Source organism: Sphingomonas sp. BL-S-25, from assembly GCF_055521555.1.
Window position 1 is genome coordinate 1,960,001 of record NZ_CM145486.1, and the last position, 23,272, is coordinate 1,983,272.

Below are 23,272 nucleotides of genomic sequence, written 5' to 3' on the forward strand. Positions count from 1 at the left end.
ACAGGCCAGGGGGTAGCGACTGTTTAGCAAAAACACAGGGCTCTGCTAAGTCGGCTTCAAGACGACGTATAGGGCCTGACGCCTGCCCGGTGCCTGAAGGTTAAGTGGAGGGGTGCAAGCTCCGAAATGAAGCCCAGGTAAACGGCGGCCGTAACTATAACGGTCCTAAGGTAGCGAAATTCCTTGTCGGGTAAGTTCCGACCTGCACGAATGGCGTAACGACTTCCCCACTGTCTCCAGGACATGCTCAGCGAAATTGAATTCTCCGTGAAGATGCGGAGTACCCGCGGTTAGACGGAAAGACCCCGTGCACCTTTACTGCAGCTTCAGAGTGGCATTAGGAAGGAACTGTGTAGAATAGGTGGGAGGCTTTGAAGCATTGGCGCCAGCTGATGTGGAGCCATAATGTGAAATACCACCCTGTTGTTTTCTGATGTCTAACCTCGAACCATGAAACTGGTTCAGGGACCCTCTGTGGCGGGTAGTTTGACTGGGGCGGTCGCCTCCTAAAGAGTAACGGAGGCGCGCGAAGGTTGGCTCAGGCCGGTTGGAAACCGGCTGTTAGAGTGCAATGGCATAAGCCAGCCTGACTGCGAGACTGACAAGTCGAGCAGAGACGAAAGTCGGTCATAGTGATCCGGTGGTCCCTCGTGGAAGGGCCATCGCTCAACGGATAAAAGGTACGCCGGGGATAACAGGCTGATAACCCCCAAGAGCTCATATCGACGGGGTTGTTTGGCACCTCGATGTCGGCTCATCACATCCTGGGGCTGGAGCAGGTCCCAAGGGTTTGGCTGTTCGCCAATTAAAGTGGTACGTGAGCTGGGTTCAGAACGTCGCGAGACAGTTTGGTCCCTATCTGCCGTGGGCGTCGAAATTTGAGAGGAGTTGACCCTAGTACGAGAGGACCGGGTTGAACGTACCTCTGGTGTACCTGTCGTCGTGCCAACGGCGCAGCAGGGTAGCTATGTACGGACGGGATAACCGCTGAAAGCATCTAAGCGGGAAGCCTCCCTCGAGATAAGATTTCTTAGAGCGGTCGAAGACCACGACCTTGATAGATCGGATGTAGAAGCGCGGTAACGTGTGGAGCTAACCGATACTAATTGCTCTATTCGCACTTGATGAGTCCCACCATCAACGACAGCCCTGGACGGCTGATCGTCGATCAAGATAATCATCACACCTGTTTGCACGGGCATCGATAAAACCCAATCCAGCTGCACAAGCTTCATTGCTTGGTGACCATAGCGTCTGTGACCCACCCGATCCCATCCCGAACTCGGACGTGAAACCAGACTGCGCCGATGGTACTATCGCTCAAGCGATGGAAGAGTAGGTCGTCGCCAGGCATTGAAGCCTGTGCAGCCAGGATCAGAAAAACCCATTCACTTGTCGCCTCTCACACAGGCACAACCAGGTTGACGCGGGATGGAGCAGCCCGGTAGCTCGTCAGGCTCATAACCTGAAGGTCGCAGGTTCAAATCCTGCTCCCGCAACCAACACAACACACACCAAACCGTCTCAGGATACCCCGAGGCGGTTTTTTTGTGCCGTTTTTGCGTGACTTAGCCTCTCCCAGAGCCGTTCCGAGCGTGTCACCGGATCGCCCGAAATGCCAGGACGTCGGTTTGCATTTGGGGGTATTTTCGGAGGTAATACCCCTGCAACCCGCAGGAGTACCCCCAATGCCCCTCAAGGAGCTGGAAGCGCGCTACGCCACGAAGCGCGCCAAGGACTATAAGCTGGCCGACGGCGAAGGCCTCTATCTGCTCGTGCGCGCCAACGGATCGAAGCTCTGGCGCATGAAGTATCGCTTCGCCGACAAGGAGAAGCTGCTCTCCTTTGGCCGGTATCCGGACGTCAGCCTCGCCGATGCGCGGCTGCGCCGCGCCGAGGCCAAAGTGGCGCTGGGGCAGGGGCGCGATCCTGGCGCAAAGGAAGTGGCCGAGCCGGTCACGACCTTTGAAGCTGCCGCCCGCGAGTGGCATGCCAACCGCTGTGCCTCGCTTGATCCGGGGCACGCCGCGCGGCTGATGACGCGCCTCGAGCGGGATGCCTTCCCGGCGCTTGGCGCTCGTGACCTGCGCAGCATCACCAGTGCAGATGTGCTGGGCATGGTCCGGAGCGTTGAGGCTCGCGGTGCGCTGGACGTCAGCCGGCGGCTCAAGCAGCATGTCAGCCAGATCTTTCGCTTTTCGATCCCGCAGGGATGGGCGGACAATGATCCGGCGGCCTGCCTCAGTGGGTTGCTGAAGCCCAAGCCCCGAACCAAGCATATGGCGCGTGTCGGGCTGCAGGAGCTGCCGCAGCTGGTGCGGGCGATCGACGGCTATGATGGCGATGAGACGCCGCGGCGGCGGGCGGTTACCCGCGCTGCGCTGCTGTTTACGCTGCTGACCTGGGCGCGGACCAATGAGACCCGGCTTGCCCGTTGGGATGAGTTTGAGGGGCTGGATGGTGCCGAACCGCTTTGGCGCGTGCCGGCGGAGCGGATGAAGATGGAGCGTGAGCACCTTGTGCCGCTGGCGCCCGACGTGGTGGCGCTGCTAGGCGACGTGAAGGCGTACTCGACCGAGGGCTATGTCTTTGGCGGCGACAAGCTGGGGCAACCGATCTCCCAGAACACCATGATCTATGGGTGCTACCGCATGGGCTATCGCGGGCGGCAGACGGTGCATGGGTTTCGGGGGCTCGCGTCCACCTGGGCCAACGAGGCCGAGTGCTACCGGCCTGACTGGATCGAGATGGCGCTGGCGCATGCCGATCGGGACGATGTGCGTAGCGCCTATAACTCCGCGCTGTACCTTACGCCGCGGCGGCGGATGCTGGCAGAGTGGGCTGCCTACCTAAGCGCGCTGACGCTCAATGGTGGGAATGCTCAAGCTCACATCTAGACTGTCAGGTCATGGGCCGCTATCGGTCTTGCAGCTTTTGAGTGGACGAGCTGCCAAAGCGGACATTGATGCCCCCGCGGCGACGCTTGCACGCTTGCGAGGTCTAAGCCCGCCGGTGGAGGGGATCACTCGGCGAATGCGCCTGCTTTGATCGTAGCTCTCACGCCGGGCACCCGATGCGAGAAACGCTCGACCATGATCTCGCTCGCACGTTGCGCGCGCCCGTCGAAATGCTCGTCGTCAGGAAATTGCAGCAAGACGGCATCATGCACGGGCAGGATCACCGGCTCTACTCCGAACTCAGCGATGATTCCGTTGAGAGCTTCTTTAAAGATGAGCGACGCGGTGGCCTGAACAGGATGGTTCATAGCCCAGCGCTGCTCCTTCAATGACAGCTGCTCGTCCGTCGTTGTGCGCAGGCGCCGATTACCAAACACGCTCGTGACATAACCGTCTGCTCGCAATGCCTCCTGTTGATTGGTGCGGAAGTGCGCGAGGTCCGGGAAGGCTTGAAAGAAGCTGGCGATCTTCGCAGCATAGGCATCCCGCTCGTTTGCTGCCGCGTTGCCCGCGAGCATCATTGCGATCCGATCCGGCATCATGCCGTAGGAGAAGGCGAGGAAGACTCTCTTCGCAACTGGACGTTGCGCGCTGTCCCCGAAGAGCACCTTGGCGAGTGCTGTATATAGGTCACCGCCGTTATAGGCCGCGATGAGCTGGGCGTCGCAGGATAGGCCGGCGAGTACCCCAGGCTCAAACTGGGCATAGTCGAGATAGATCAGGCGATAATTTGGGTCTGCAACGACCAGTGATCGATAGGCGCGACGGAGTTGCTGGAGATAGGGGTCGGAGACTAGGATACGGCCGCTGACCGTCCCCAGCACTTGGAAAATTGGAAAGAGGCGATCGGATCCGCCGAGCGCCCGGCGGACGATGCTCGCATCACGCCCTGCTTTCATCAATGACACGAACGCCTCGGCAAAAGGCGATGCAGTCGAGGCCATTTCGAGCGAGCTCTGCAACTGCCCGCCAGGATCAAGATCCATCAAGTAGGCCACGTCGGTGTCGCTGAGATGCGCCTGAACGTTCCAGTAGTTTAGACCGGTCGGGCTCTTGTTTAGATGCTCCGCGACGCGGCGGTAGGCAGCGTACTTCTCCGCGGAGATACGTTCGAGGAGCGTTGACGCGCCGGCGGCATCGACCCGAACACCCTCGAACTGACGATAGGCGAACGCGCTTTGCAACGGCCACTCCACGGCCGTCAGCCGGTCATACTCGCCTTGGCGCTTAAGACGGCACACCAGGCTTTCCCAAAGGTCAGCGAGGGCCGCCCCCGCTGCTTCCAGCAGTCGCGACAACTCTTCTTGGTCAGGACGGCTCTCGCGCGACAAAGCGAGGCGCTCAAACCGATCGGCGTCGAGATGGTTGGCAAAACGGCGTTTCAGCACCGGCCAGATATTCCACTGCTTTTCCCCGCCCTCGTCCTTCGGCTGGCCAACGAGCAATCTCAATGCGTCGCCCATGTCCAGAATTTGGGCCGGCGGTGGGTGCTTGAGGCGGCGCAGGTCGTCGATCAACGCCGGCATATCGTATGTGAGCAAGCGCGTCGGAAAGTTGCTCAGCTCTCGCGCATTGACATGGAGACACTCGCCCGAAGGTTTGCGGATAAGGAACCGGGAAGTCTGGACCGCGAACGGGTCCGGCACATAGGCCAGCACTGAAACGTCAGTCATAGTCGCGCTCGGTGTCCAGGATGCGGGTGATCGAAACTGGCAGCGGCGGCGCGACATAGACGCCTTGGCGGTTCAGACCCTTGTAGACGTTCTTCAAATCGTTGCGCAGGCTCGGACGCACATGGTCGCGAATATGCGGCTTGAAGTGGAGTTCCTGGACCGCCAGCAGTGCTACGCGCTGCCCCATGAAGGATTCAAGAGCACCAAACCCCTCCGCGATCGCGATGCGATCATCCTTGGTGCCGAAAGCGCCGGCGTAAAGAGTGGCGCCGCACCGGGTCGCGCAGTCCGGCTGATCGCGAACGACCGTCATCGCATAGGCGACGAGCGCCGGTCGGTTGAACTGCTTTTGCACAAGCAGCGCCCAGAGCCGATAATTTTGCCAGGTGTAATAATTACGCCCACCATCCTGGAGCAGCTGCGCGACTTGATCGAGATCGCTATCGGTCGTTGGTACGGCGCGCAGATACCGCACCAACTCGTCGGTCGAGGCCGGACTCGTGGAGAGAGCATCGATGACGAGAGGCGTGATAGGGGCAAAGTACGCCTCGGGGACCTCGAACTCCGGACAGCTCGCAAGCGCTTCGAGTCTACGAATACAATATCGGAAGGCGCGACTGCCGACCTCTCCCCCGCGCAACAAACGTTGCGACAGATCGCTCAGCAGCGGAAACGAACGGCTGATCGATCGCAGTGACCGCGTTTGCCAGATCGAGTCGATCTGCTGCAGTTCGGGCTCGCCCGCGTCGAGGCATTCCGCAATTTCTTCGGTGTCGGCCACGGGAACAATCTTGGTCTTTCCAGAATTGACCGAAAGACCACGATGACGCAGTTCGAGGCTCAACGCCTTGAGCGCCTTCCGCGCATGATGCTCGCTGTCGCAAGCAATCTTGATATCGTCCATGTATCGAAAATACCGATAGCCTTGAGCGATCATCTCGCGGTCAACTGGCAACATATAGATGTTGGCTAGGAACGAGGATGCATCGCGATTTTGCGGAAGGCCGGCTCGCTCGGAATAGCACCAGCTCTTCAGGCACTCGAACAACGTCGCGATGTGGGTACGTACGATCGCCTTCTCGGCAGCATCGACGGCTAACTCAGGCAGCAACTCGATGAGCGTTTCCCGCAGCTTTTCGAGATCGATATTCTCGAAATAATTGGTGAGATCGGTCGAGAGCAAAACTTGGGCTCCACTCAGCCCGTCGCGCACCACGCCGGTGAAATCCTGCCAAGCGGGGATCGCGCGTCGGAATAGATACCGCCCGTCTGCATTTTCGGCAGCTCGATGACTGAATACGTTCCAGGGAATAAGCGGATCGTATAGCGGCACCAGTCGTGCGGCCAGCGCTTGATAAAGGGCACGTTCGGCGAGACTGATCTCCAAGCCATAGCGCAGTGTGAAGTTGCTTTTGGGAATGTTGAAGAGCGTGCGCTTCTCTGGCTTGAACATTCCTTCATTTCGCTGGAAGTTATCGACGAGAACGGCTTCGACATGATCGATGTCGAGCATGTCCTCAAATCGGCGCGGATCGGGGAACCAGTCGTCCAAAAGGTCGCGGCGCAATTGGCGCTTGATGATCTTTTCGTCGAATTCGATCGGCCCCAATAAGACCGTCACTTACGCCCCCGTCATATCCACCCACGTCAGCGGAGCTTTAGCTGCTTCGTTCATTGTATCCAAGAGGTTGAACTCCGCGACACTGTCCGTCGCCGTCACGCTCGTTAGGCGACAGTCTTGAGCCCAAATACTGAAGCCGGCGCTCGTTGTCGGCAAGGCCGACGTTCGCGCGCTCGTCGCCGCCAAAAAACCCAGATAAATCTATGGCAGCTTTTGGGATCAGCCGCTTCGTCACTGGACGGCAAAGATGGGGCGCATTCCTGACTGGCAGGTTTCGCTGAAAGCGGTCCAGCAGCCCATGAGCCGCTAGCGGCCAGCCGCTTTTAGGCTGGGATCGCGCTATAGCTGTCGTTAGCGCCAGACATCCCGACTGGCCGCTAGCGACCAGAATGCGTCGTTCATAAAAAGGGCCGAGTAGGGCAACGTCGGTCAGGAGCAGCCATTGGGACTGTCCGATATTTTGTGCGCGAGGCCGGTTACCGTCATCAGATGACGAACCGTTCGCCGAAGATCACGGCGAACTGGGTTTTTGCCTCGGCCCACTCGCGCGGCGGCCGCTTCCATTCGTCGGCCGCCTTGTTGAGGACGAGGTATAACAGCTTCATCGCGGCATCGTCACCGGGGAAGTGACCGCGGGTCCGCACCGCCCGTCGGAGCTTCGAGTTCAGCGCCTCGATTGCGTTCGTCGTGTAGATGATCCGGCGGACACCCTGCGGGAACGCGAAGAACGGGATGACCTGGTTCCAGTGCCGCCGCCAGCTCTGGGCGATCGCCGGGTGCCGCTTGCCCCAATGGCCCGCCTCGAACGCGTCGAGAGCCGCCAGGCCGGCGTCGGCCGTCTCGGCGCGATAGACGCTTCGCAGCGCCTGCGCGATCGGCTTGCGATCCTTCCACGACGCAAAGCTCATGCTGTTTCTGAGCAGATGGACGATGCAGGTCTGGACGATCGTTTCCGGGAACGCGGCATTGATTGCCTCGGGAAAGCCTTTCAGGCCATCGACGACCGCGATCAGGATATCGGCGACGCCCCGATTCTTGAGTTCGTTCATCACCCGCAGCCAGAACTTGGCGCCTTCGGTCTGCTCGATCCAGATGCCCAGGATCTCCTTGGTGCCATCGGGCAGGATACCGAGCGCGATGTACACCGCCTTGTTGCGGACAAAGCCCTCGTCGCGGACCTTCACCCGGATCGCGTCGAAGAAGACCAGCGGATAGCAGGCGTCGAGCGGCCGACCCTGCCATTCGGCGACGGTCTCCAGCACCGCATCGGTGATCGTCGAGATCAGGTCCGGCGACACGTCGATCCCGTACAACTCGTCGAGATGCCCGCGGATCTCGCGCACCGTCATCCCACGCGCATACATCGAGATGATCTTGTCGTCGAAGTCCGGGAACCGGCGCTGATATTTGGCGATCAGCTTCGGATCGAACGTCCCAGACCGATCGCGTGGAACGTCCAATGTCACCTTCGACGTGCCCGTCAGCATCGTCTTGCGCGACGTGCCGTTGCGCCGATTTATTGCGCCTTCGGCGCCTTCGCTTTCCAAATGCTCGTCCAGTTCCGCTGACAGCATCCGCTCCGACAGCGCCTTCTTCAACTCGTCAAGCAATCCCCCCGACGCAAACAGCTCCTGCGGATCCCGACCAGCCAGCAGCTGGTCCAGCACTTCCTTGTCGATCGCCATATCGATGGTCCTTCCAATTCCATCTTATGGCCTCACGCACAGAATTCCTGACAGTCCCGCAGCCATTCAGCGCGCTGATAGCCAAGCCGCTAGACCGTCGAGGGTCTGCAATCCATACTCCACCGCTCCAAAGCCGATTACTGTCTGTCGGCGTTCACGACTGGGATGGAGCTGGCGTAGCGTCAGCACGGTCTTCCCGTCTGCCTGCTCGTCAAAGGTGATCGTCATGCGGAAACGATCGGGATCGTCGGAAGCGGACGTGCCGTAGTCCACCACAATCCGCTCGTCTATCGCGATCTCTATGAAGCGCATCAGATTGGGAAAGCGCTGTGGCTTCCCCTCGAAGACGCCGACCATATCGAACCTCCAGATTCCCCCTTCGCGCAAATCCGCCTCAAGTGTTTCGATATGCAAACCTTCCGGACCGTACCACTGGACGAGGGCATCGGGATCAAGCCAAGCTGCGAACACCTTGCTCCGCGGATGGCTGAACACTTTGACGACTACCACTTCACGGTCGAGCGGCCATGCGTCGGACGAGGTCGTCATGCTTCGGTTTCCCTGTTCGCGTCTAGGTAGCTCTCTAGCCGATCAAGTCGCTCGCCCCATTGCCGGCGTTCCGCCTCCATCCAGTCCGCAGCTTCCTCGAAACGTGACCGCGTCAGCCGGCACCACCGACTGCGCCCCCGCTTTTCGCTCGAGATCAGACCTGACTGCTCCAACACTTTAAGATGCTGGGCAAACGACGGGAGCGCCATACCGAAGGGCTGGGCCAGGACGCCCACCGACATCTCTCCCTCAGCGAGACGCGACAGAACGGCGCGTCTCGTCGGATCGCTGAGGGCGTGAAAGGCAAGGTCGAGCGGATTGGTATGGGTCGGCATATCTTCGCGATAGCCAACCGGCCAGCGCCTGCCAATTATAAAGGTAGTTGCCTTACCAATGTCGATCTTTACTAAGGCACCCACCTTAGTTTGGAGAGAATGGCGTGAAAGTGCGTGTCGACCTTCTTATTTCGCTGGATGGCTTCGCCACCACGACGGATCAAACCTCCGGCAACCCGTTCGGTGAGGACTGGTCCCGGCTTGTAGGAGCCTATGTCGCCACCAAGACTTTTCGCGAGCGCGTGCTGCACGATACAAGTGGCGAGGGAACGACCGGCGTGGATGACCGGTACGCACAGCACTATTTCGACAATATCGGCGTTGAGATCATGGGCGCCGGCAAGTTCGGCCTGCACGACCATCCCAATGATCCGGAATGGCGCGGATGGTGGGGCGAAGAGCCGCCGTTCCGCTGCCCTGTCATAGTGCTGACCCACCAATCTCGCCCCCCGTTGAGCATGGCTGGCGGCACAAGCTTCACCTTTATCAACGCCACCCCGTCCGAAGCGCTCGCAAAGGCGAAATCAATCGCTCACGGAAAGGACATTCGCATCGGCGGTGGGCCGACGATCGTTAGAGAGTTCATCAAAGCCGGGCTTGTCGATCACCTTCATGTCGCGATCGCGCCGATCCTTCTTGGGCGAGGCATAAGGCTATGGGACGATCTGCGCGGGTTGGAGGCCGAATTTACGGTCAGTACCGAGGTCGCTGAAAGCGGTACCCTTCATATGACCTTTCGGCGCTGACACTACGACGCTCTCACGGGCGGCATTCAGATGTGTAAGGAACTCGACCCTTCGACGATCAAACGATGATCGGAAGAATGTTAACGGTAATGATTGCGCGATCCGCGCCGGAATGGCCGGGATTGGAGCGCAATGCTGCATTCCAAGATTAGTCGTCTCTAGAATAGAACATTGGGTTGCGCAGCCAAGCGTCAATGGCTGACTCTCGCCAGCCTGCGCAGCGGGTGCTGATCTGGACGTTCGGGGGGAACGTGCCGGCCTGCATCTTGCGGTACATGGTCGATCGGCTGAGGCCGGTGCGCTCGAGGACGGTCTTGATGCGGAGAATCCGGTCTGGCGTTTCGGTCTGCATGGTATCGCCTCACATTGCTTGCGTTTGAGTGGTGCTCCCTTGGTCTAGATGGCCATGAAAGATGGGCGCTGGGCAGACCCTCTCTGGTGCAGCCAAGGGCATGTCGGGACGCGGCGGTGAAAAACGGGTAATAGCGTAGGGTCCATTTTGGGGAGCGCACATGTCAGGGCGTCCCACGCATTGGCGTGGCCGCGCTCTACGACGTTGGCGCGTCGCCGGGTCGCTGTGCGTCTCGGCCCATTCGGGTGGCGATCGCTGACGTGGATCGGCTGGCGCCGGCAGCGGAACGCGGGTTCAACTGGGCGTACGCTGACGGCCTTCTGCGAAGCCGTCAGGGGCCGCGGATCGTTTTGCTCTGGCGCGTAGCGCACTCGATCCGGCCGGAGGGCGCCGCGACGGCTGGCTCACGGGCAGGCGAGCGCACGCCGCGGCGACGGCCGTTCGGATACGAGAGCGCTGCCTTGATGCGGCTCGCAGTTGCGAGCCTGGCGCTGGCGCGCGGGGTCGCTGCGGTCGCCGCGCGGTGCGCGGCGGCGTGTGGGCCTCCGGCACTCGAACTGTCGGGAGGTGGGCGTCGCTGCCCTTAGTCCCGCCGCGGCGGGCAGCAAGCTGCGCTGCGCGCAGCTCCTCCACTATGTTTCGGCCCTCTGGGTGCAGCCCGCCTCTGCCGGCGAGACTGCCGGTCTGCTCCTGCCGCCCACCTCCCGCCATTCCGGCGCCGGTTGCGGTGGTTTTGAGGAGTGAGGAGCATGACTGCCAGGACCGATACCAGAGCGAGCCTCTATGCCGAGGTGACCGCGCGGGTGATTGCCGAGCTGGAAGAGGGACGTCTGCCTTGGGTGCAGCCGTGGGATGCGGCGGCCTGTCCCTGCGCGATGCCTGCCAATGCCGTGACCGGGCGGCGCTACTCTGGGATCAACGTCCTGATCCTGTGGGCTGCGGTGATCGACGGGCAATATGCCTCTCAACGTTGGCTGACCTACCGGCAGGCACAAGCAGCGGGCGGCACTGTCCGCAAGGGCGAGCGGGGCACGACGATCTGCTATGCCGACCGCTTCACGCCGAGGGACGAGGCAGAGCGGGCGCAAAGCGAGGACCGCGAGGCGCGGCAGCTTGCGTTTCTCAAGCGCTTCACTGTGTTCAACATCGACCAGTGCGAGGGGCTGCCGAAGAAGCTCACGCCGGAGGTTCAGGCAGAGCCGGTCGGGCCGATGGACTGCGTGCCGGAGGTACATGCGCTGATCGACGCGAGCGGTGCCGACGTCCGGGTAGGGGGAGGGGAGGCCTATTACAGCCCCGGCGCCGATTATGTCGCCGTGCCGCCGCAGCTGGCATTTCCGGTTCGGATCAACTGGTATCGGACTGTTCTGCATGAGCTGGGCCACTGGACCGGGCATGGCTCGCGGCTGGATCGCAATCAGTCAGGCGCGTTCGGCAGCGCGGACTATGCCCGCGAGGAACTGGTTGCCGAGATGGCGAGCGCCTTCAGCTGCGCTTCCCTGTCGATCCAGCCGAGCGTGCGACATGCTGACTATATCGGCAGCTGGCTCGAGGTGCTGCGGGGCGACGACAAGGCGATCGTCCGGGCAGCGAGCGCGGCGAGCAAAGCAGCGGATTATCTGCTGGCGTTCGCGCCCGACCAGGAGGCTTCGTCGTGATCGGCTGGCTGCGACTGCGGCGCATGCGCCGGGCCTTTCGTGCGCTTCCAGAGCGGGATCGGGCGATCTTCGGGTCGGTGCGCTTTGACAATCTCGACTATGTCCAGGCAGCTGCGCTCCATGGCTGCAGCGTCGAGGATGTCGAGAAGGTGATTGCGCACGTGCTGATTGCGCTCGACCGTGCTGACCGAAGCCAATTCCCATGACCAGCGAGACACCTCGCCCGCTGGAGTCGGGCGAGGTGTACGCCGCGCTGTCTCAACGTTAGGATCGGGATCATGAGGACCAGCCTCGATCATCTGCCGGCTGCCAAGCAGCGCGAGCTTGAACGCGTCGTCCAGATTCTGTTCGAGGAGTTTGGCGACACGACCGCTATCGCGACATGCGACTGGAAGAAGAACGCGCGCATCCTGAAGGTCGTTCTCTATGGCAGCTACGCGCGTGGCGGCTGGGTCGACGAGCCGCACACTGCCAAAGGCTATCAGTCCGACTTTGATCTTCTGATCATCGTCAATCACGACAAGCTGACCGACCGGGTCGAGTTTTGGGCCAGCGCCGAGGACCGGCTCAACCGCGAATTGGCGATCACGAAGACGCTGCGCACGCCGGTCAACTTCATCGTTCACACGCTGCGCGAGGTGAACGATGGGCTCGCGCATGGGCGCTATTTCTTCATGGATGTCGCTCGCGATGGGATCGCGCTCTATCAGAGCGAGGACACAGACTTCCATGAGCCGAAGCCGAAGACGCCAGTGCAGGCGCTGGCGATGGCGCGCGAGTATTTCGAAGAGTGGTTCCCATCCGCAATGAAGCGGTTCGAAATTGCGCAATTCGACGTGTCGAAAGGCTTCCTAAAAGACGCCGCGTTTGATCTCCACCAGACCGCCGAGCGCCTCTACCATTGCGTCCTGTTGGTCTGCACCTTTTACACCCCGCACACCCACAATATCGGCTTCCTGCGCACGCAGGCTGAGCGCATCGACGGGCGGCTGGTTGATGCTTGGCCGCGCGATGTTCGCGCTGATCGATCTCGTTTCGAGAAGCTCAAGGAAGCCTATGTGAAGGCGCGCTACTCGAAGCACTATCGGATCAGCAAAGAGGAACTGGCGTGGCTCAGCGAGCGTGTCGAGGTTCTGGGCCAAGCCGTGCAGGTAATCTGCGAAGAGCGCATCGCTGCGCTTGAGCGGAGCGCGGCTGCGTAAATCGGCGCGCCGGGTGCAGGCACCCGGCGCGGTTTGGCTATGCGTTCTCAGCTGCTTTTGCGCGCGGCTTCCGCGTCTTGGTCGCTGCTGAAGCAGGAGCGGAAGCAGCTGCGTTGCGCGCTGCGCGACCCTTGGCGCCGAGGCCAATCCTGTGCGCCATCGCCCGGCGCGCTTCCGAGTAGCTCGGCGCAACCATCGGATAATCGGCCTTCAGGTTGTAGCGCGCACGATACTCTTCCGGCGTCATGCCGTTGGTCGAGAGATGGCGGCGGAGCGTCTTGTACGGCTTGCCGTCGATCATCGAGATGATGTGATCGTTCGACGCGAGCGACTTACGCACAGACACGGCTGGCGTATATTCGGTCGCTGGCGGAGTTTCTTCACCGGCTCCAGTCGAGGATCCGCCGCTGGCCAGTTCGCTCAACGTCGAATGCATGGTGCGCAGAAACGCAGGCACGTCTTCAGCCGAGACGCGATTGTTCTGATTGCCCAGCCAGGCAATGGTCAGTTCCGTCGCGAGATCGACGGCATTCAAGGTAGTTTCTTCGGACATTAGCGACCTCCCGCTTTATGTTTTTTGCGCCCGCGCTGTTCATGACAAGCGCTTCAGCTTCCCGCTCTGTGTAGCAATGCAAAGGTTGAATCAAGTTTAAGCCATTTTATCAGTTGCTAGCGTGTCGAATGCGCGCCGCCCACGACGACGCCAGAGCACCGTCTTTTGCTCAGCATCGTGCCCGTTCAACATCGCTGCAGCTTCAACCAGGATGCCGAGAATTACAGCGCGATCATCCTCCGTCAGCTCGACCAGCCCGGACTTCACAACCAGGCCGCCGAGCTCGATCAACTGACGGGTTCTTTCGCGACGCTTCACGACCCAGGCTCGCGTGTCATGACGCGCGATCACCGCCTGCAGGCGGTTGCGCGCCGCCAGCATTCGACGCGCCTGGCTGCGCGTCACTGCCAGCGCCTTTGTCAGCGGTTCGTTCGCCGCGAAAAAAGGCAGCACCCCGCTTGCGCCAGCCCTCCTTGGTAGCCGCCTCTTTAGCTTCGACTGCGGTCAGCAACGCGCCGGCAAGCTGCTCGACCGGAAGCGCGTCAGCGCCTGTCGCGATCACCAGCTCGCCGAGCTGCTGCAGCTTGCGGCCCTTCAGCTGCTTCGCCTTGTCGCTAAGCGCCTGCAGCTCCGAATCATAGTCGCGGGGTTTGCGCATGGACTCGTCCTCAATTGACCGTATGGGATGCTTCAATTAGTAACGCGGTCGATCAGCGCAAATGGTGTGAAACATCGTGGGACAAATCAGTCCCGAAAAAGATGAATTCTTTTGAGGGCGCGCTTATACGTCGTGCCGACGTCGCTTGTGTAGTGTAAGTGGATTGCCGCCATGGCGATCTACCACTTCTCCGCCAAGATCATCTCCCGCGCATCGGGGTCGTCGGCGCTTGCGTCTGCCGCCTATCGCTCCGCATCGCGTCTGCACGACCAGCGGCTCGATCGCCATCACGACTTCTCGAACAAACCGGGCGTCGTGCACTCCGAGGTGCTGCTGCCGGAAGGGGCGCCGGACTATCTCTATGATCGGGAGCGACTGTGGAATGAGGTCGAAGCGGCTGAGCTGCGCAAGGACGCGCAGCTGGCCCGCGAGGTGGAGTTCGCGCTCCCGCGCGAGCTGGACCAGGCCGAGGGCATTCGGCTGGCGCGCGAGTTCGTCGAGCGTGAGTTCGTTGCGCGAGGGATGATCGCTGACCTCAACGTGCATTGGGATGTTGGGGCGGATGGCGAGCCGAAACCTCACGGCCATGTCATGCTGACCACGCGCGAGGTCGGCAAGGACGGCTTCGGCCCCAAGAACCGCGACTGGAATCGCACCGACCTGCTGGAGAAATGGCGCGAGCGCTGGGCCGAGCACGTCAACACCCGGCTGGCCGAACTCGATATCGATACTCGGATCGATCATCGCTCCCTGGAGGCGCAGGGCATTGAACTCGAGCCGCAGCACAAGATCGGGCCGGCCGCATCGCGGATGGCAGCCCACGGGCTGGAGTCCGAGCGGCATGCCGAGCACCTTGAGATTGCGCGTTCGAACGGCGCAAAGATCATCGCCGACCCACGCGTTGCGCTGGATGCGATCACGCACAATCAGGCCACCTTCACCACGCGGGATCTGGCGCGGTTCATACACCGGCATATCGACGGCAAGGAACAGTTTGACCAGGCGATGAGCGCGGTTCGCGCGTCGCCGGACTGTGTCGCGCTTGGCAAGGATGGAAGGGGCGAGGATCGCTTCACCAGCCGCAGCATGATCGAGGCCGAGCAGCGGCTTGAGCGCGCCACCGATCGGCTGGCATCTCGGCGTGACCATCATCTCCCGACGGCGATGCTAGACAAAGCCATCAACGCCGCCGGGAGGCGCGGTCTGACCCTCGGGGGGGAGCAGTCAGCTGCTCTCAACCATATAGTGCGCTCGGCCGATATTGCGACGGTCACCGGCTATGCCGGCACTGGCAAGTCGGCGATGCTCGGGGTCGCGCGTGAGGCTTGGGAAGCGGCCGGGTACCAGGTGCAGGGCCTCGCCCTGTCCGGCATCGCCTCGGAGAACCTCGAAAGCGGCTCGGGCATCGCCTCGCGCACGATCGCCAGCATCGAGCATCAATGGTCACAAGGGCGCGACGTGCTGACTTCCAGTCATGTGCTGGTGATCGACGAAGCCGGAATGATCGGATCGCGGCAGATGGAGCGCGTCATCGGCGAAGCCGAGAAGCGCGGCGCCAAGGTCGTGCTGGTCGGCGATCCCGAGCAACTGCAGGCGATCGAGGCGGGTGCCGCGTTCCGCTCCATCGCCGAGCGGCATGGCAGCGTCGAGATCACCGAGATCCGACGCCAGCGCGAGGACTGGCAGCGCGATGCGACGCGGCAACTGGCGACGGGGCGGACGGCCGAGGCGCTGCATGGCTATGAGGAGCGTGGGCATGTTCACGCGGCTGAGACGCGAGAGGCGGCGCGTGCAAATCTCATCGATCGCTGGGATCGCGATCGTGCCGCGGCGCCGGATGCGACACGCATCATTCTGACCCACACCAGGGATGAAGTGCAGGCGCTTAACGAGGCAGCGCGTGAGCGGCTGCGCGAGGCCGGGCAGCTGGGAGATGATGTTGCTCTGCGGGTCGAGCGAGGCCAGCGCAGCTTTGCGGCTGGCGACCGCGTCATGTTCCTGAAGAACGAGCGAAGTATAGGCGTAAAGAATGGATCGCTTGGCACCGTGCAGAGCGTCACCGCCGCCCGCATGGCGGTGATGCTGGACGACGGCCGCGCCGTCGCCTTTGACCTGAAGGACTACAACCAGCTCGACCACGGCTATGCTGCCACCGTCCACAAGGCGCAGGGTGTCACCGTCGACCGCGTGCATGTGCTGGCGACGCCGGGGCTCGACCGCCATGCGGCCTATGTCGCGCTGTCGCGGCACCGCGACCAGGTGGACCTTCATTACGGGCGAGACGACTTCGCCGATCGATCGAAGCTGGTGCGCACGCTGTCGCGCGAACGCAGCAAGGATATGGCGTCGGATTACGCCCCGACCTTTGCCGAGAGGCGCCAGATCTGGCTGCCGGAGCCGATCGTGCGGAAGGCGAAGGCAGCGCCCGCGCGCGACCCGTTTGCCGGACTCGACCTTCGACCCACCTCTTCGCCACAGGCGCGAGGAAGGTTCGATGGCCTGAAGCTTCGCGTCCAGGTGCCGGTGCCTGCTGCTGAGCCGGACAGTTTGGAGCGCGCCGTGCAGCGCTTTGCTCGCGCAACCGATGACATCCTGCGGATCCGCAAGGACGGATATGCCGAGCTGCCACATCAGCGGATCGCCTACGAGAAAGCCTGCGAGGCGATCGACCGCGTCCGCCCGCACGCCGCGCGTGATCTGCGCGCGGCGTTCACGCGCGATATGGGGTTGATCAGTGAGGCCGCTCAGGGCCGAACCAACGCGGCCATCCGCGCGATGGCGCTGGAGGCGGAACTACGGGCCAGCCCTGAACTTCGCGCGGATCGGTTCGTGGAGGAGTGGCAGAAGCTTGCCAGGCAGCACCGCACCCTTCGCCAGGCAGGTGATGAGGGCGGCCTTCGCGCGATCGGGCAGCGGATGAGCGCGCTCGGCAAGAGCCTCGAACGTGATGCTCAGGCTGAGTCGCTGGTGCGGAAACGGCTCCCCGAGCTTGGGATTCGGTCCGGTGGAGGGGGTTCGATATCCCACGACATCCAGGACTGGCTCGGCCCCTCGCGTGGTCGCGGACTTGGACGATAGAAGCTGCCAGATGGACCAGGACAGCACCCAAGACGCCGACGCCAACCTCGCTGCTCACGCCTTCGGCGAGCTTCGCGCAGAGATCAGCCTGCTTCGCCGCGCCATCGAGCGGATGACCGATGAACGCACATCGCAGCCCGATTACGCGCCAAGCCTGGAGGCGATCGCCAAGCGGCTGGAGGATGTCTGCGTCTGGGCAAAGAAGGTATGGGAGCAGCCGGCGATGAGGCTGACGCCCGAGACTCTTGCCAGCGAGATTGACAAGGCTGCGGGCGACGCTCGCTCGAGCGATCAACGCATGCTGGAGAGTGCCACCGCGGCCATCAACACAGCTGCTGGCCGCATCGACGCGATGATCGCAAGATCGCGAGCGGCCGGGGAGCAGGACCGCGAGTTGCTGCACAACCGTATCGCGTTCGCTGTTGCTGGGATGGTGACGTTTGCAATTCTGCCAGGGGCTATCGCACGTTCATTGCCTGCGAGCTGGGCTGTCCCAGAGCGAATGGCAGCGCGAACGTTGGGGACCGATATGTGGAGCGGGGGGCAGCGGATGATGGCAAGGGCTAATCCAGATCGCTGGAACGAGACTGTCGACCGCGAGAAAGCGCACACGCAGCCGACGAAGTAGCGTCGGCTATGCGCCCTAAAAACTGCCGTTCAGCTGCCCAGTTGCTAACCCCGAAAGCTGCCGCGCTCATATACCATCGATTGATTCCATGGGAGGATGGGGGCCAGTTCGCTAAAGCGGGCGTGGCCGTCCGTCACTCACTGGATACGCGTAGCGCATCCAGAACCTCGGTCGTGATCGTGCCTGTGACCGGCAGGTTGCGGGCGCCTTGGAACTTGCGGATCGCCGCGCGCATGCCGGGACCGACGACGCCGTCGATCGCGCCTTGATAATAGCCCTGTGCCAGCAAGGCGATCTGGACGCGCTTGACGATCGACTTGAACCGCTCGGTGCGCCCGCTGAGCGTCGGCAAAGTGTCTGCGGGGGGCGGGGTCGCCTCACCGGGCTGGGCGCTACGCAGCGGCAGGATGCGACGCGGCGGTGGCGGTGTGACCGGTTCGGGAGTCTCATATGCCGGCGGCGTATACGGTCCGCCATAGCTGCCCCCCGTGCTCGAGCGATGACTGGTATGGCTGTAATGGCCGCCGCTACCAGAGCGATGGCTGCTATGGCTGCGGTGACTTCTGTGGCTGCGATGTTCGGCGAGCGTCACCAGATGCCCCTGCTTGAAGATGTCGAACAGCGTCGCCTTATTAGGATCGTCATTACCTGAGCTGAGCTGGGGCGTAGCCGCGAGCGCGTCGGTGGGCGCGCCGAAACCGGCGGCGAAAAGACTCGGGATCAGGAAGCGCGCGCGCCTCATAGCGGATGAACTCCCTCAATTGCGGCAGCGGGATGCCATTCGAAAAAGCCCGTGCAGGCTTCGCGTTCTCGGCAACTCGCGCACGTCTCGACATATCTGCGCTTCCAATCCGAGATCGAAGCGGCCGCGAGATACCGGTATTGCTCGGGCACAGTGCAGCGGGGGAAGTTGAACAGGCGCGCCGGCATGCCATGCAGCTTGGCGTGATCGAGCGCGGCCGCGATCGGCGCGAAGTCGCGGCTGTGATCGACATAGAGCTGTGCCCAGCGGTTGCGCGCGAAGCCGACATGCTCGAGCTGCATGATCGACCAGGCATGGAGGAAGCGCAGCCGCGTAGTGACGTAGCGAGCGAGTGCGGGGAGATTGGCGAGGTTATCCTGAACGAGCACCGTGCGCAGTTCGACGCGCGCGCCACTCATCGCTAGATGTGCGACGCTCTGCTCGAGCCGCGCAAAAGCTCCGATCTTGCCGACGATCGAGTCGTGCAGCCCAGGATCGCGGGCATAGAGTGGAATGCCCCAGAGCACCTTGGCGAAAAGCGGGTTGCGTAATCGCGCGACGTCAGCGGCCTCGAAATGCTGGCCGTTGGTAAGGACGTGAAATGCGAGATCGGGCCGTGCGGCCAGCACACGCTCGATCAGGGAGAGCAATTGTTCCTTGTAGAGCGTCGGCTCGCCTCCCGAGATGCCGATGACGCTGTCGGCCTCCGCGAGCAGGCACGCTTGCTCGAATAATTCGAAGCGGTCGATATGCGTTTTCTTAGGTGGCTGCGAGCACATTACGCAAAGCTGGTCGCAGCGCTCGGTGACCAAGAGTGTGTTGTGCGGCGAGCCGGCGCGCAGCAGGCGCTCGACCCGGCCTCCATCGGGCTGGACCAGCACCACATCGCCATCAAGTGCGGTTGAGGCCATGCCGTCGATCGCAAGCAGGCCATGTGCGCCAGCGAACGTCACGCCCGCATCGTCTTCGTCGCAGAAAAACGCGTCGTCCCGATGCGCGTCGTCCTGACGGCGCGCTCGCAGACGTGCGACGTACGGCAGAGGTGCTTCGGCTAGTGCGGGCAGCGTGAGCTCGATCATGTGTGCGCCACCCCGAACGCTTGTGGAGTGCCGTCGAGCCGGAGCCAGCGGCCAAGCGAATAGCGCACGGCCGGATCGTCCTCATAGATCAGGCTAAACAGAAAATCGAAGAGATGGAGGTGCCTGCGGCAGAACTCGGTCTCGAGCCTCGGCAAGTCGATCCGGCCATAGCGCGCTAGATCGTCGACCAGGTCGCGGCCGCAATAGGGCTGGAAGGCACAGCGTTGGCAGGCAGGATCGTCATAGTTCGAGGCGTGCGCGTTGAGTAGCTCGCGGCGAGCACCGGTCCAGCCGGTTTGCACGTCCCCGATCGCGAGGTCGATCACGCCCGAGCGCGACAGCATGCGCGCTTCGTCGGTGGGATAGACCAGGCCGTCATGGTCGATCACGACATAGTCATGGCCGAGCGGATTGGGGTTGCGCAGGTCGACATGGCGGTCGGCGCCGGGCTGGAAGATCCGTCGCAGGCAGATGCTGGTATAGCTCTCCTCGAGTACCCGGCTACGGTCGTCCCAGTTTCGCGCGATCAGCGCGCGGACGAAGCGCTCGTGATAGGCGCGCCAACTCTCCGACTGCTCGCGCGAATCGCTGTGCCGCTTGCGCGCGAACCCCTGATAATTGATCGGTCTCAGGAAGATGCTGTCGAAGCCCAGAGCGGCATAGCTATCGATCAGCATGTCGATTTCGGGCGGGTTGTGGGGATCGACCGTCGGTAATGCCGAAACCTTATGCGAACCATAGCGGTCGAGGACGAAGCGCAGGTTCGCCAAGAACTGGTCGGTTGCGCTTTTGCTGCCGGTGCGGTGGCGCTGATGGGTCAGCGCGTCTCCGTCGAGCGAGGTGCTGATATAGAGTTCGGGATTGTCGAATAGAGCGAGGATGTTGTCATCGATCTGGTGGAGATTAGTGCAGATTACGAACTGGCGTTCGTCGAATCGTTGGCACCGCTCGATCACTGCGCGGATTAGGTCTGGCCGCAGCGTCGGCTCGCCGCCCTGGAATTCGATCTTGATCCGCTCGCGGGGCAGGTCGTCAAGGATCGTGAGAACCGCGCTTAGCGTCTCGTCGCTCCAGTCAAAGCCGGGCTGCTTGAGCCCGGCCCGCGACACTTGGCAATAGCTGCAGCTCAGATTGCACCGCAGCGTTGGTACCAAGATCAGATAATCGAGTGGTCCCGCATGCGCCGCCCGCTCCGCAAGGCCATAGAGATAGCTGGCATGACCGAGCCCGTCCTCTGCCGCGAGCGCATGACCTTCTTCGTTAAGGAAGCGATGATCGATGGGCGAAAGCTTGTCGGCGGCGAATCGCTCTAGGAAGGGTGGCGTGGTCGTGAAGAAGTGACCGGTGTCGTGTACGCAAAGCACCTGCTCGCCGCCAAGCGGACGCATGCGCAGCGGCACGAAGCTCATTGCGCCAGCATCCTATAGGCACCAGCCCGCTGCGTTTGCGCGCGCTTGTGCGAGGCTTCGTTCGCGAGCGCGGCCGCCCAGATAGCAGAGAGTTCGAGATTATCGTGCTGATCGGACTGAAGTCGAACACTCGTATCGCTCAGTGTCGCCTGTACGCGCGGAGTGAAGCCGCCGAGCCATTGCACCGCGGATGCGGCAATCTCCTGTGCCCCAGCGTCGATCGTGAAATACGCGATAGTCCCCATGCCTGCATCCCCCGTAGACCAACCTAAACGGGGTCGAGGCATTTGGACAAGAGCTTCGCGGTCATTGGAATAAAAACTCAGAGGTCTAAGAGGATCGTACGCAATTACGGGTTGATTGGCACCGATCGCTTCCATAGCTTGTCTTGCGGGGGCGAAGATGGCGAACGAGCAAACGAATACGGGGGCGAGCGGCTGGGTGACGGCGGCGCTCGTGCTGGGGTTGCTTTTCGCGATCGGCATGTGTTCCTCGCGCTCGACAAACAATCCCACGCAGTCCTTCGCTTCACCGACGCTCACCAATCAAATCGAGACGATGCCGGCACCCTCGCCAGCGCCGATTGATGCGCTGAGCCTGGCGAGTGTTCGCAAGGGGCAGCGGCATTTGACGATGGTGCTCCGCGCCGAGGGGCTTTCGGGCGCGATGATCTACAGCCAAAATTGCTATGACGCCCTCAGTCGTGACTTTAGCTGGGTTCGGCTCGACCTTTGTGGCGGCTTCGACATGCTTGCGGTGGCGGCGGTTGAGACAACTGCGACGGAAGGTCTCTCCGGCGAAGTTGCATATTTCGGCTCGGAAGCGGCGGCGGGACGTTACTTGGCCTTGGCGACCAAGGCGGGGCAGGAAGCGGGTGAGGCCGATCTGCGGCTTGAGGCGCTCCGGGCGCGGGTGAGGGGGCTGGCACCCAAGCCCACACCATCGCCATCGTTGGAGCTCGATGATGAGTTCGCGCCGGAGCCTGAGCCGGCGGCCGATAACGCGCTAGTGGAAGAGGAGGCCTGAGGCGGACGCTCTCCTCCGACGGATCGGTATCGCTTTGCGGAATGTTTGCGCCTCGCGCCGGTGCATAATTGCGCTCGAGGGCGCTGCGCATCCAGTGCGGCATGACAGTAACGATCGGTGGCGCGGGGCAAAGAAGGGGCTTCAGGCTTGCGTGGCTGAGGCAGCGCGTCTGCTCCCGGACGGAGATCAGGACAATGCGGTATCTGTTTTAATGGCTCGCCACGGCAGGTATGCGCCTCATTTCGGTCGTTGAGTATCGAAGCGGACGATCGTGAAATCTGCCGTTCGATCATCAGGTTGGTTGAACTACGTCGAAGGCTTGAAACTGGGACTTCAGGGTCAGGTGGCTTGGCTGCGACAGCTCCGAGGTTCGACGTCGTCAGCTCTCTTCTTGCGGATCGAGGCGTATGAACCTCCATGTCCCAATACCGCTCGTAATATCCAGCCGGCACCCCATATCAAGTGCATCGCTTCGCCTTTGCCTCTGAGCTGGAAGCGACTGAGAGATAATTCGCGCTCCCGCTCTTCAGCGTGGAGTTTGCTATGCCCGCGATCCTGCCAACGCGGTTCTCGGCGGATGTGCCCCCAGCGCATCTTCCGCTTCCATCCCTTCCTGGCCCGCGACGGGACCGTGACCAGCAAACCCGCTTCGCCGTCTGGGCAGATGATGGCGGCGCTCCGCCGCGCATGCCAGGCCTCCTGCCGCCGCAGGAAGGCTGACGTGTCGCGCGCCGTAAACATCGACGCCACCGCCGATCAGGTCATGGCGATGTCGGCCAAGCACAATGCCGCGATCAGCGCGATTGAGCCGCTGCTTCCCCAAGGAACCCGCGTCGTTTTCCAGAATGCTGATGACGCCGCCGTGGTCGCGCGGGCCTTTGGCTCGCGTGTGCTGACGGGCACGGTCACGCGCGAGCCGTGGCGGCAACGCCGCATCAACTGACTCCGGCACTTTTTGGCGGCTGCGCGCCGCCCGGGAAGGAATAAAAATGTCTCCAAGAGTTCCCCAAGATGCGCCGCCCACCGAAAACCCGGCGCAAGTGATGGAAGCCTATGGCATCACACGGGTTCCGGTCGATTACTTTCACTGGAACGGGTATCGGTACACCGCGCTCAAGGATGCCGTCGCCGCAGCCCGACGCGCCGAAGCCCGCGGCACGGCCGATGCGTGACCTCTTCCACCAAGTGTTCGGGACGCACACTCCCGACGCCGCGCGGAACCATTGGGAGCGCGGCCAGCTCGCCAGCGTCTGCATTCGTTGCGGGCGGAGCATGGCGCAGCTTCCCGGCCTGCCCTGGCGTGCCGGCCGGGCAGACTGAC

At 62.0% G+C, this 23,272-nt stretch carries 23 protein-coding genes, 1 tRNA gene and 2 rRNA genes (1 of these 26 only partly in view); 13 read left to right on the plus strand and 13 right to left on the minus strand.

Annotated features, from left to right (window positions below; genetic code table 11):
• From ACZ1H8_RS09465 to ACZ1H8_RS09480, 4 genes are all read left to right on the plus strand, one after another.
• Positions 1 to 1,126, plus strand: a 23S ribosomal RNA gene (locus tag ACZ1H8_RS09465); it begins 1,666 nt to the left of the window's first position.
• A 111-nt stretch (positions 1,127 to 1,237) separates the two neighbouring features.
• Positions 1,238 to 1,352: ribosomal RNA gene (gene rrf / locus ACZ1H8_RS09470) — 5S ribosomal RNA — on the plus strand.
• A 73-nt stretch (positions 1,353 to 1,425) separates the two neighbouring features.
• A tRNA-Met gene (locus ACZ1H8_RS09475) sits at positions 1,426 to 1,502 on the plus strand.
• A gap of 186 nt (positions 1,503 to 1,688) precedes the next feature.
• Complete coding sequence (locus ACZ1H8_RS09480; protein ID WP_465181048.1) at positions 1,689 to 2,897, plus strand: tyrosine-type recombinase/integrase; 1,209 nt, start codon at positions 1,689 to 1,691, stop codon at positions 2,895 to 2,897.
• A 125-nt stretch (positions 2,898 to 3,022) separates the two neighbouring features.
• Here ACZ1H8_RS09480 and ACZ1H8_RS09485 read toward each other — a convergent pair whose 3' ends face one another.
• The 5 genes from ACZ1H8_RS09485 to ACZ1H8_RS09505 all read right to left on the minus strand — a co-directional run bounded on the left by ACZ1H8_RS09485 (position 3,023) and on the right by ACZ1H8_RS09505 (position 8,820).
• Entirely contained in the window at positions 3,023 to 4,630 is a 1,608-nt protein-coding gene (locus ACZ1H8_RS09485; RefSeq protein ID WP_465181049.1) for a DNA polymerase, read from the minus strand.
• Positions 4,623 to 6,251, minus strand: a complete 1,629-nt coding sequence (locus tag ACZ1H8_RS09490; RefSeq protein WP_465181050.1) for an RNA-directed DNA polymerase — start codon at positions 6,249 to 6,251, stop codon at positions 4,623 to 4,625. Before ACZ1H8_RS09490 ends, ACZ1H8_RS09485 begins: the two co-directional genes overlap by 8 nt.
• 485 nt (positions 6,252 to 6,736) lie before the next feature.
• Positions 6,737 to 7,936: an IS256 family transposase gene (locus ACZ1H8_RS09495; RefSeq protein ID WP_465181051.1), complete on the minus strand. Its 1,200-nt coding sequence runs from the start codon at positions 7,934 to 7,936 to the stop codon at positions 6,737 to 6,739.
• A 66-nt stretch (positions 7,937 to 8,002) separates the two neighbouring features.
• On the minus strand, positions 8,003 to 8,485 hold the full coding sequence (locus tag ACZ1H8_RS09500; RefSeq protein WP_465181052.1) for an SRPBCC family protein: 483 nt from the start codon (positions 8,483 to 8,485) through the stop codon (positions 8,003 to 8,005).
• Positions 8,482 to 8,820, minus strand: coding sequence for an ArsR/SmtB family transcription factor (locus tag ACZ1H8_RS09505; protein WP_465181053.1), 339 nt, complete (start codon positions 8,818 to 8,820; stop codon positions 8,482 to 8,484). Before ACZ1H8_RS09505 ends, ACZ1H8_RS09500 begins: the two co-directional genes overlap by 4 nt.
• Positions 8,821 to 8,924: 104 nt before the next feature.
• Here ACZ1H8_RS09505 and ACZ1H8_RS09510 point away from each other — a divergent pair, with 104 nt between their 5' ends.
• Entirely contained in the window at positions 8,925 to 9,566 is a 642-nt protein-coding gene (locus tag ACZ1H8_RS09510; protein WP_465181054.1) for a dihydrofolate reductase family protein, read from the plus strand.
• 148 nt (positions 9,567 to 9,714) lie between these two features.
• Here the strand turns inward: ACZ1H8_RS09510 and ACZ1H8_RS09515 are convergent, their stop codons facing one another.
• Positions 9,715 to 9,918: a helix-turn-helix transcriptional regulator gene (locus ACZ1H8_RS09515; protein WP_465181055.1), complete on the minus strand. Its 204-nt coding sequence runs from the start codon at positions 9,916 to 9,918 to the stop codon at positions 9,715 to 9,717.
• A gap of 749 nt (positions 9,919 to 10,667) precedes the next feature.
• Here ACZ1H8_RS09515 and ACZ1H8_RS09520 point away from each other — a divergent pair.
• From ACZ1H8_RS09520 to ACZ1H8_RS09530, 3 genes are all read left to right on the plus strand, one after another.
• Positions 10,668 to 11,576 carry an ArdC family protein gene (locus tag ACZ1H8_RS09520; RefSeq protein ID WP_465181056.1) on the plus strand — a complete coding sequence of 303 codons (909 nt, stop codon included), beginning with the start codon at positions 10,668 to 10,670 and terminating at the stop codon, positions 11,574 to 11,576.
• On the plus strand, positions 11,573 to 11,782 hold the full coding sequence (locus tag ACZ1H8_RS09525; RefSeq protein WP_465181057.1) for a sigma factor-like helix-turn-helix DNA-binding protein: 210 nt from the start codon (positions 11,573 to 11,575) through the stop codon (positions 11,780 to 11,782). Before ACZ1H8_RS09520 ends, ACZ1H8_RS09525 begins: the two co-directional genes overlap by 4 nt.
• 72 nt (positions 11,783 to 11,854) lie before the next feature.
• Positions 11,855 to 12,778, plus strand: coding sequence for a HEPN domain-containing protein (locus tag ACZ1H8_RS09530; protein ID WP_465181058.1), 924 nt, complete (start codon positions 11,855 to 11,857; stop codon positions 12,776 to 12,778).
• Positions 12,779 to 12,815: 37 nt separating this feature from the next.
• Here ACZ1H8_RS09530 and ACZ1H8_RS09535 read toward each other — a convergent pair whose 3' ends face one another.
• From ACZ1H8_RS09535 to ACZ1H8_RS09545, 3 genes are all read right to left on the minus strand, one after another.
• A complete protein-coding gene (locus tag ACZ1H8_RS09535) occupies positions 12,816 to 13,331 on the minus strand; it encodes a Ros/MucR family transcriptional regulator (RefSeq protein ID WP_465181059.1) in 516 nt (171 codons plus the stop codon).
• A 96-nt stretch (positions 13,332 to 13,427) separates the two neighbouring features.
• On the minus strand, positions 13,428 to 13,712 hold the full coding sequence (locus ACZ1H8_RS09540; protein ID WP_465181060.1) for a conjugal transfer protein TraD: 285 nt from the start codon (positions 13,710 to 13,712) through the stop codon (positions 13,428 to 13,430).
• A complete protein-coding gene (locus ACZ1H8_RS09545) occupies positions 13,666 to 13,989 on the minus strand; it encodes a conjugal transfer protein TraD (RefSeq protein WP_465181375.1) in 324 nt (107 codons plus the stop codon). The genes ACZ1H8_RS09540 and ACZ1H8_RS09545 overlap by 47 nt, the downstream gene beginning before the upstream one ends.
• Positions 13,990 to 14,160: 171 nt before the next feature.
• Between ACZ1H8_RS09545 and traA the strand changes: the two genes are divergently transcribed.
• Positions 14,161 to 17,067, plus strand: a complete 2,907-nt coding sequence (gene traA / locus ACZ1H8_RS09550; protein ID WP_465181061.1) for a Ti-type conjugative transfer relaxase TraA — start codon at positions 14,161 to 14,163, stop codon at positions 17,065 to 17,067.
• A 10-nt stretch (positions 17,068 to 17,077) separates the two neighbouring features.
• On the plus strand, positions 17,078 to 17,695 hold the full coding sequence (locus ACZ1H8_RS09555; protein WP_465181062.1) for a DUF6118 family protein: 618 nt from the start codon (positions 17,078 to 17,080) through the stop codon (positions 17,693 to 17,695).
• Positions 17,696 to 17,828: 133 nt separating this feature from the next.
• On the opposite strand, the gene ACZ1H8_RS09560 is transcribed toward ACZ1H8_RS09555, so the two are convergent.
• The 4 genes from ACZ1H8_RS09560 to ACZ1H8_RS09575 are packed head-to-tail and all read right to left on the minus strand — an operon-like array spanning position 17,829 to position 21,170.
• Entirely contained in the window at positions 17,829 to 18,437 is a 609-nt protein-coding gene (locus ACZ1H8_RS09560; RefSeq protein WP_465181063.1) for a peptidoglycan-binding protein, read from the minus strand.
• A complete protein-coding gene (gene hxsC, locus ACZ1H8_RS09565; protein ID WP_465181064.1) occupies positions 18,434 to 19,516 on the minus strand; it encodes a His-Xaa-Ser system radical SAM maturase HxsC in 1,083 nt (360 codons plus the stop codon). The genes ACZ1H8_RS09560 and hxsC overlap by 4 nt, the downstream gene beginning before the upstream one ends.
• On the minus strand, positions 19,513 to 20,925 hold the full coding sequence (gene hxsB, locus ACZ1H8_RS09570; protein WP_465181065.1) for a His-Xaa-Ser system radical SAM maturase HxsB: 1,413 nt from the start codon (positions 20,923 to 20,925) through the stop codon (positions 19,513 to 19,515). The genes hxsC and hxsB overlap by 4 nt, the downstream gene beginning before the upstream one ends.
• Positions 20,922 to 21,170, minus strand: a complete 249-nt coding sequence (locus tag ACZ1H8_RS09575) for a hypothetical protein (RefSeq protein ID WP_465181066.1) — start codon at positions 21,168 to 21,170, stop codon at positions 20,922 to 20,924. The genes hxsB and ACZ1H8_RS09575 overlap by 4 nt, the downstream gene beginning before the upstream one ends.
• A 157-nt stretch (positions 21,171 to 21,327) precedes the next feature.
• On the opposite strand from ACZ1H8_RS09575, the gene ACZ1H8_RS09580 reads away from it, so the two are divergent.
• From ACZ1H8_RS09580 to ACZ1H8_RS09590, 3 genes are all read left to right on the plus strand, one after another.
• On the plus strand, positions 21,328 to 21,951 hold the full coding sequence (locus ACZ1H8_RS09580) for a hypothetical protein (protein WP_465181067.1): 624 nt from the start codon (positions 21,328 to 21,330) through the stop codon (positions 21,949 to 21,951).
• Positions 21,952 to 22,582: 631 nt separating this feature from the next.
• Positions 22,583 to 22,894 (plus strand): hypothetical protein, encoded by a 312-nt coding sequence (locus tag ACZ1H8_RS09585; protein ID WP_465181068.1) that lies wholly within the window; start codon positions 22,583 to 22,585, stop codon positions 22,892 to 22,894.
• 100 nt (positions 22,895 to 22,994) lie between these two features.
• Positions 22,995 to 23,123: a hypothetical protein gene (locus ACZ1H8_RS09590; protein ID WP_465181069.1), complete on the plus strand. Its 129-nt coding sequence runs from the start codon at positions 22,995 to 22,997 to the stop codon at positions 23,121 to 23,123.
• Positions 23,124 to 23,272 lie beyond the last annotated feature (149 nt).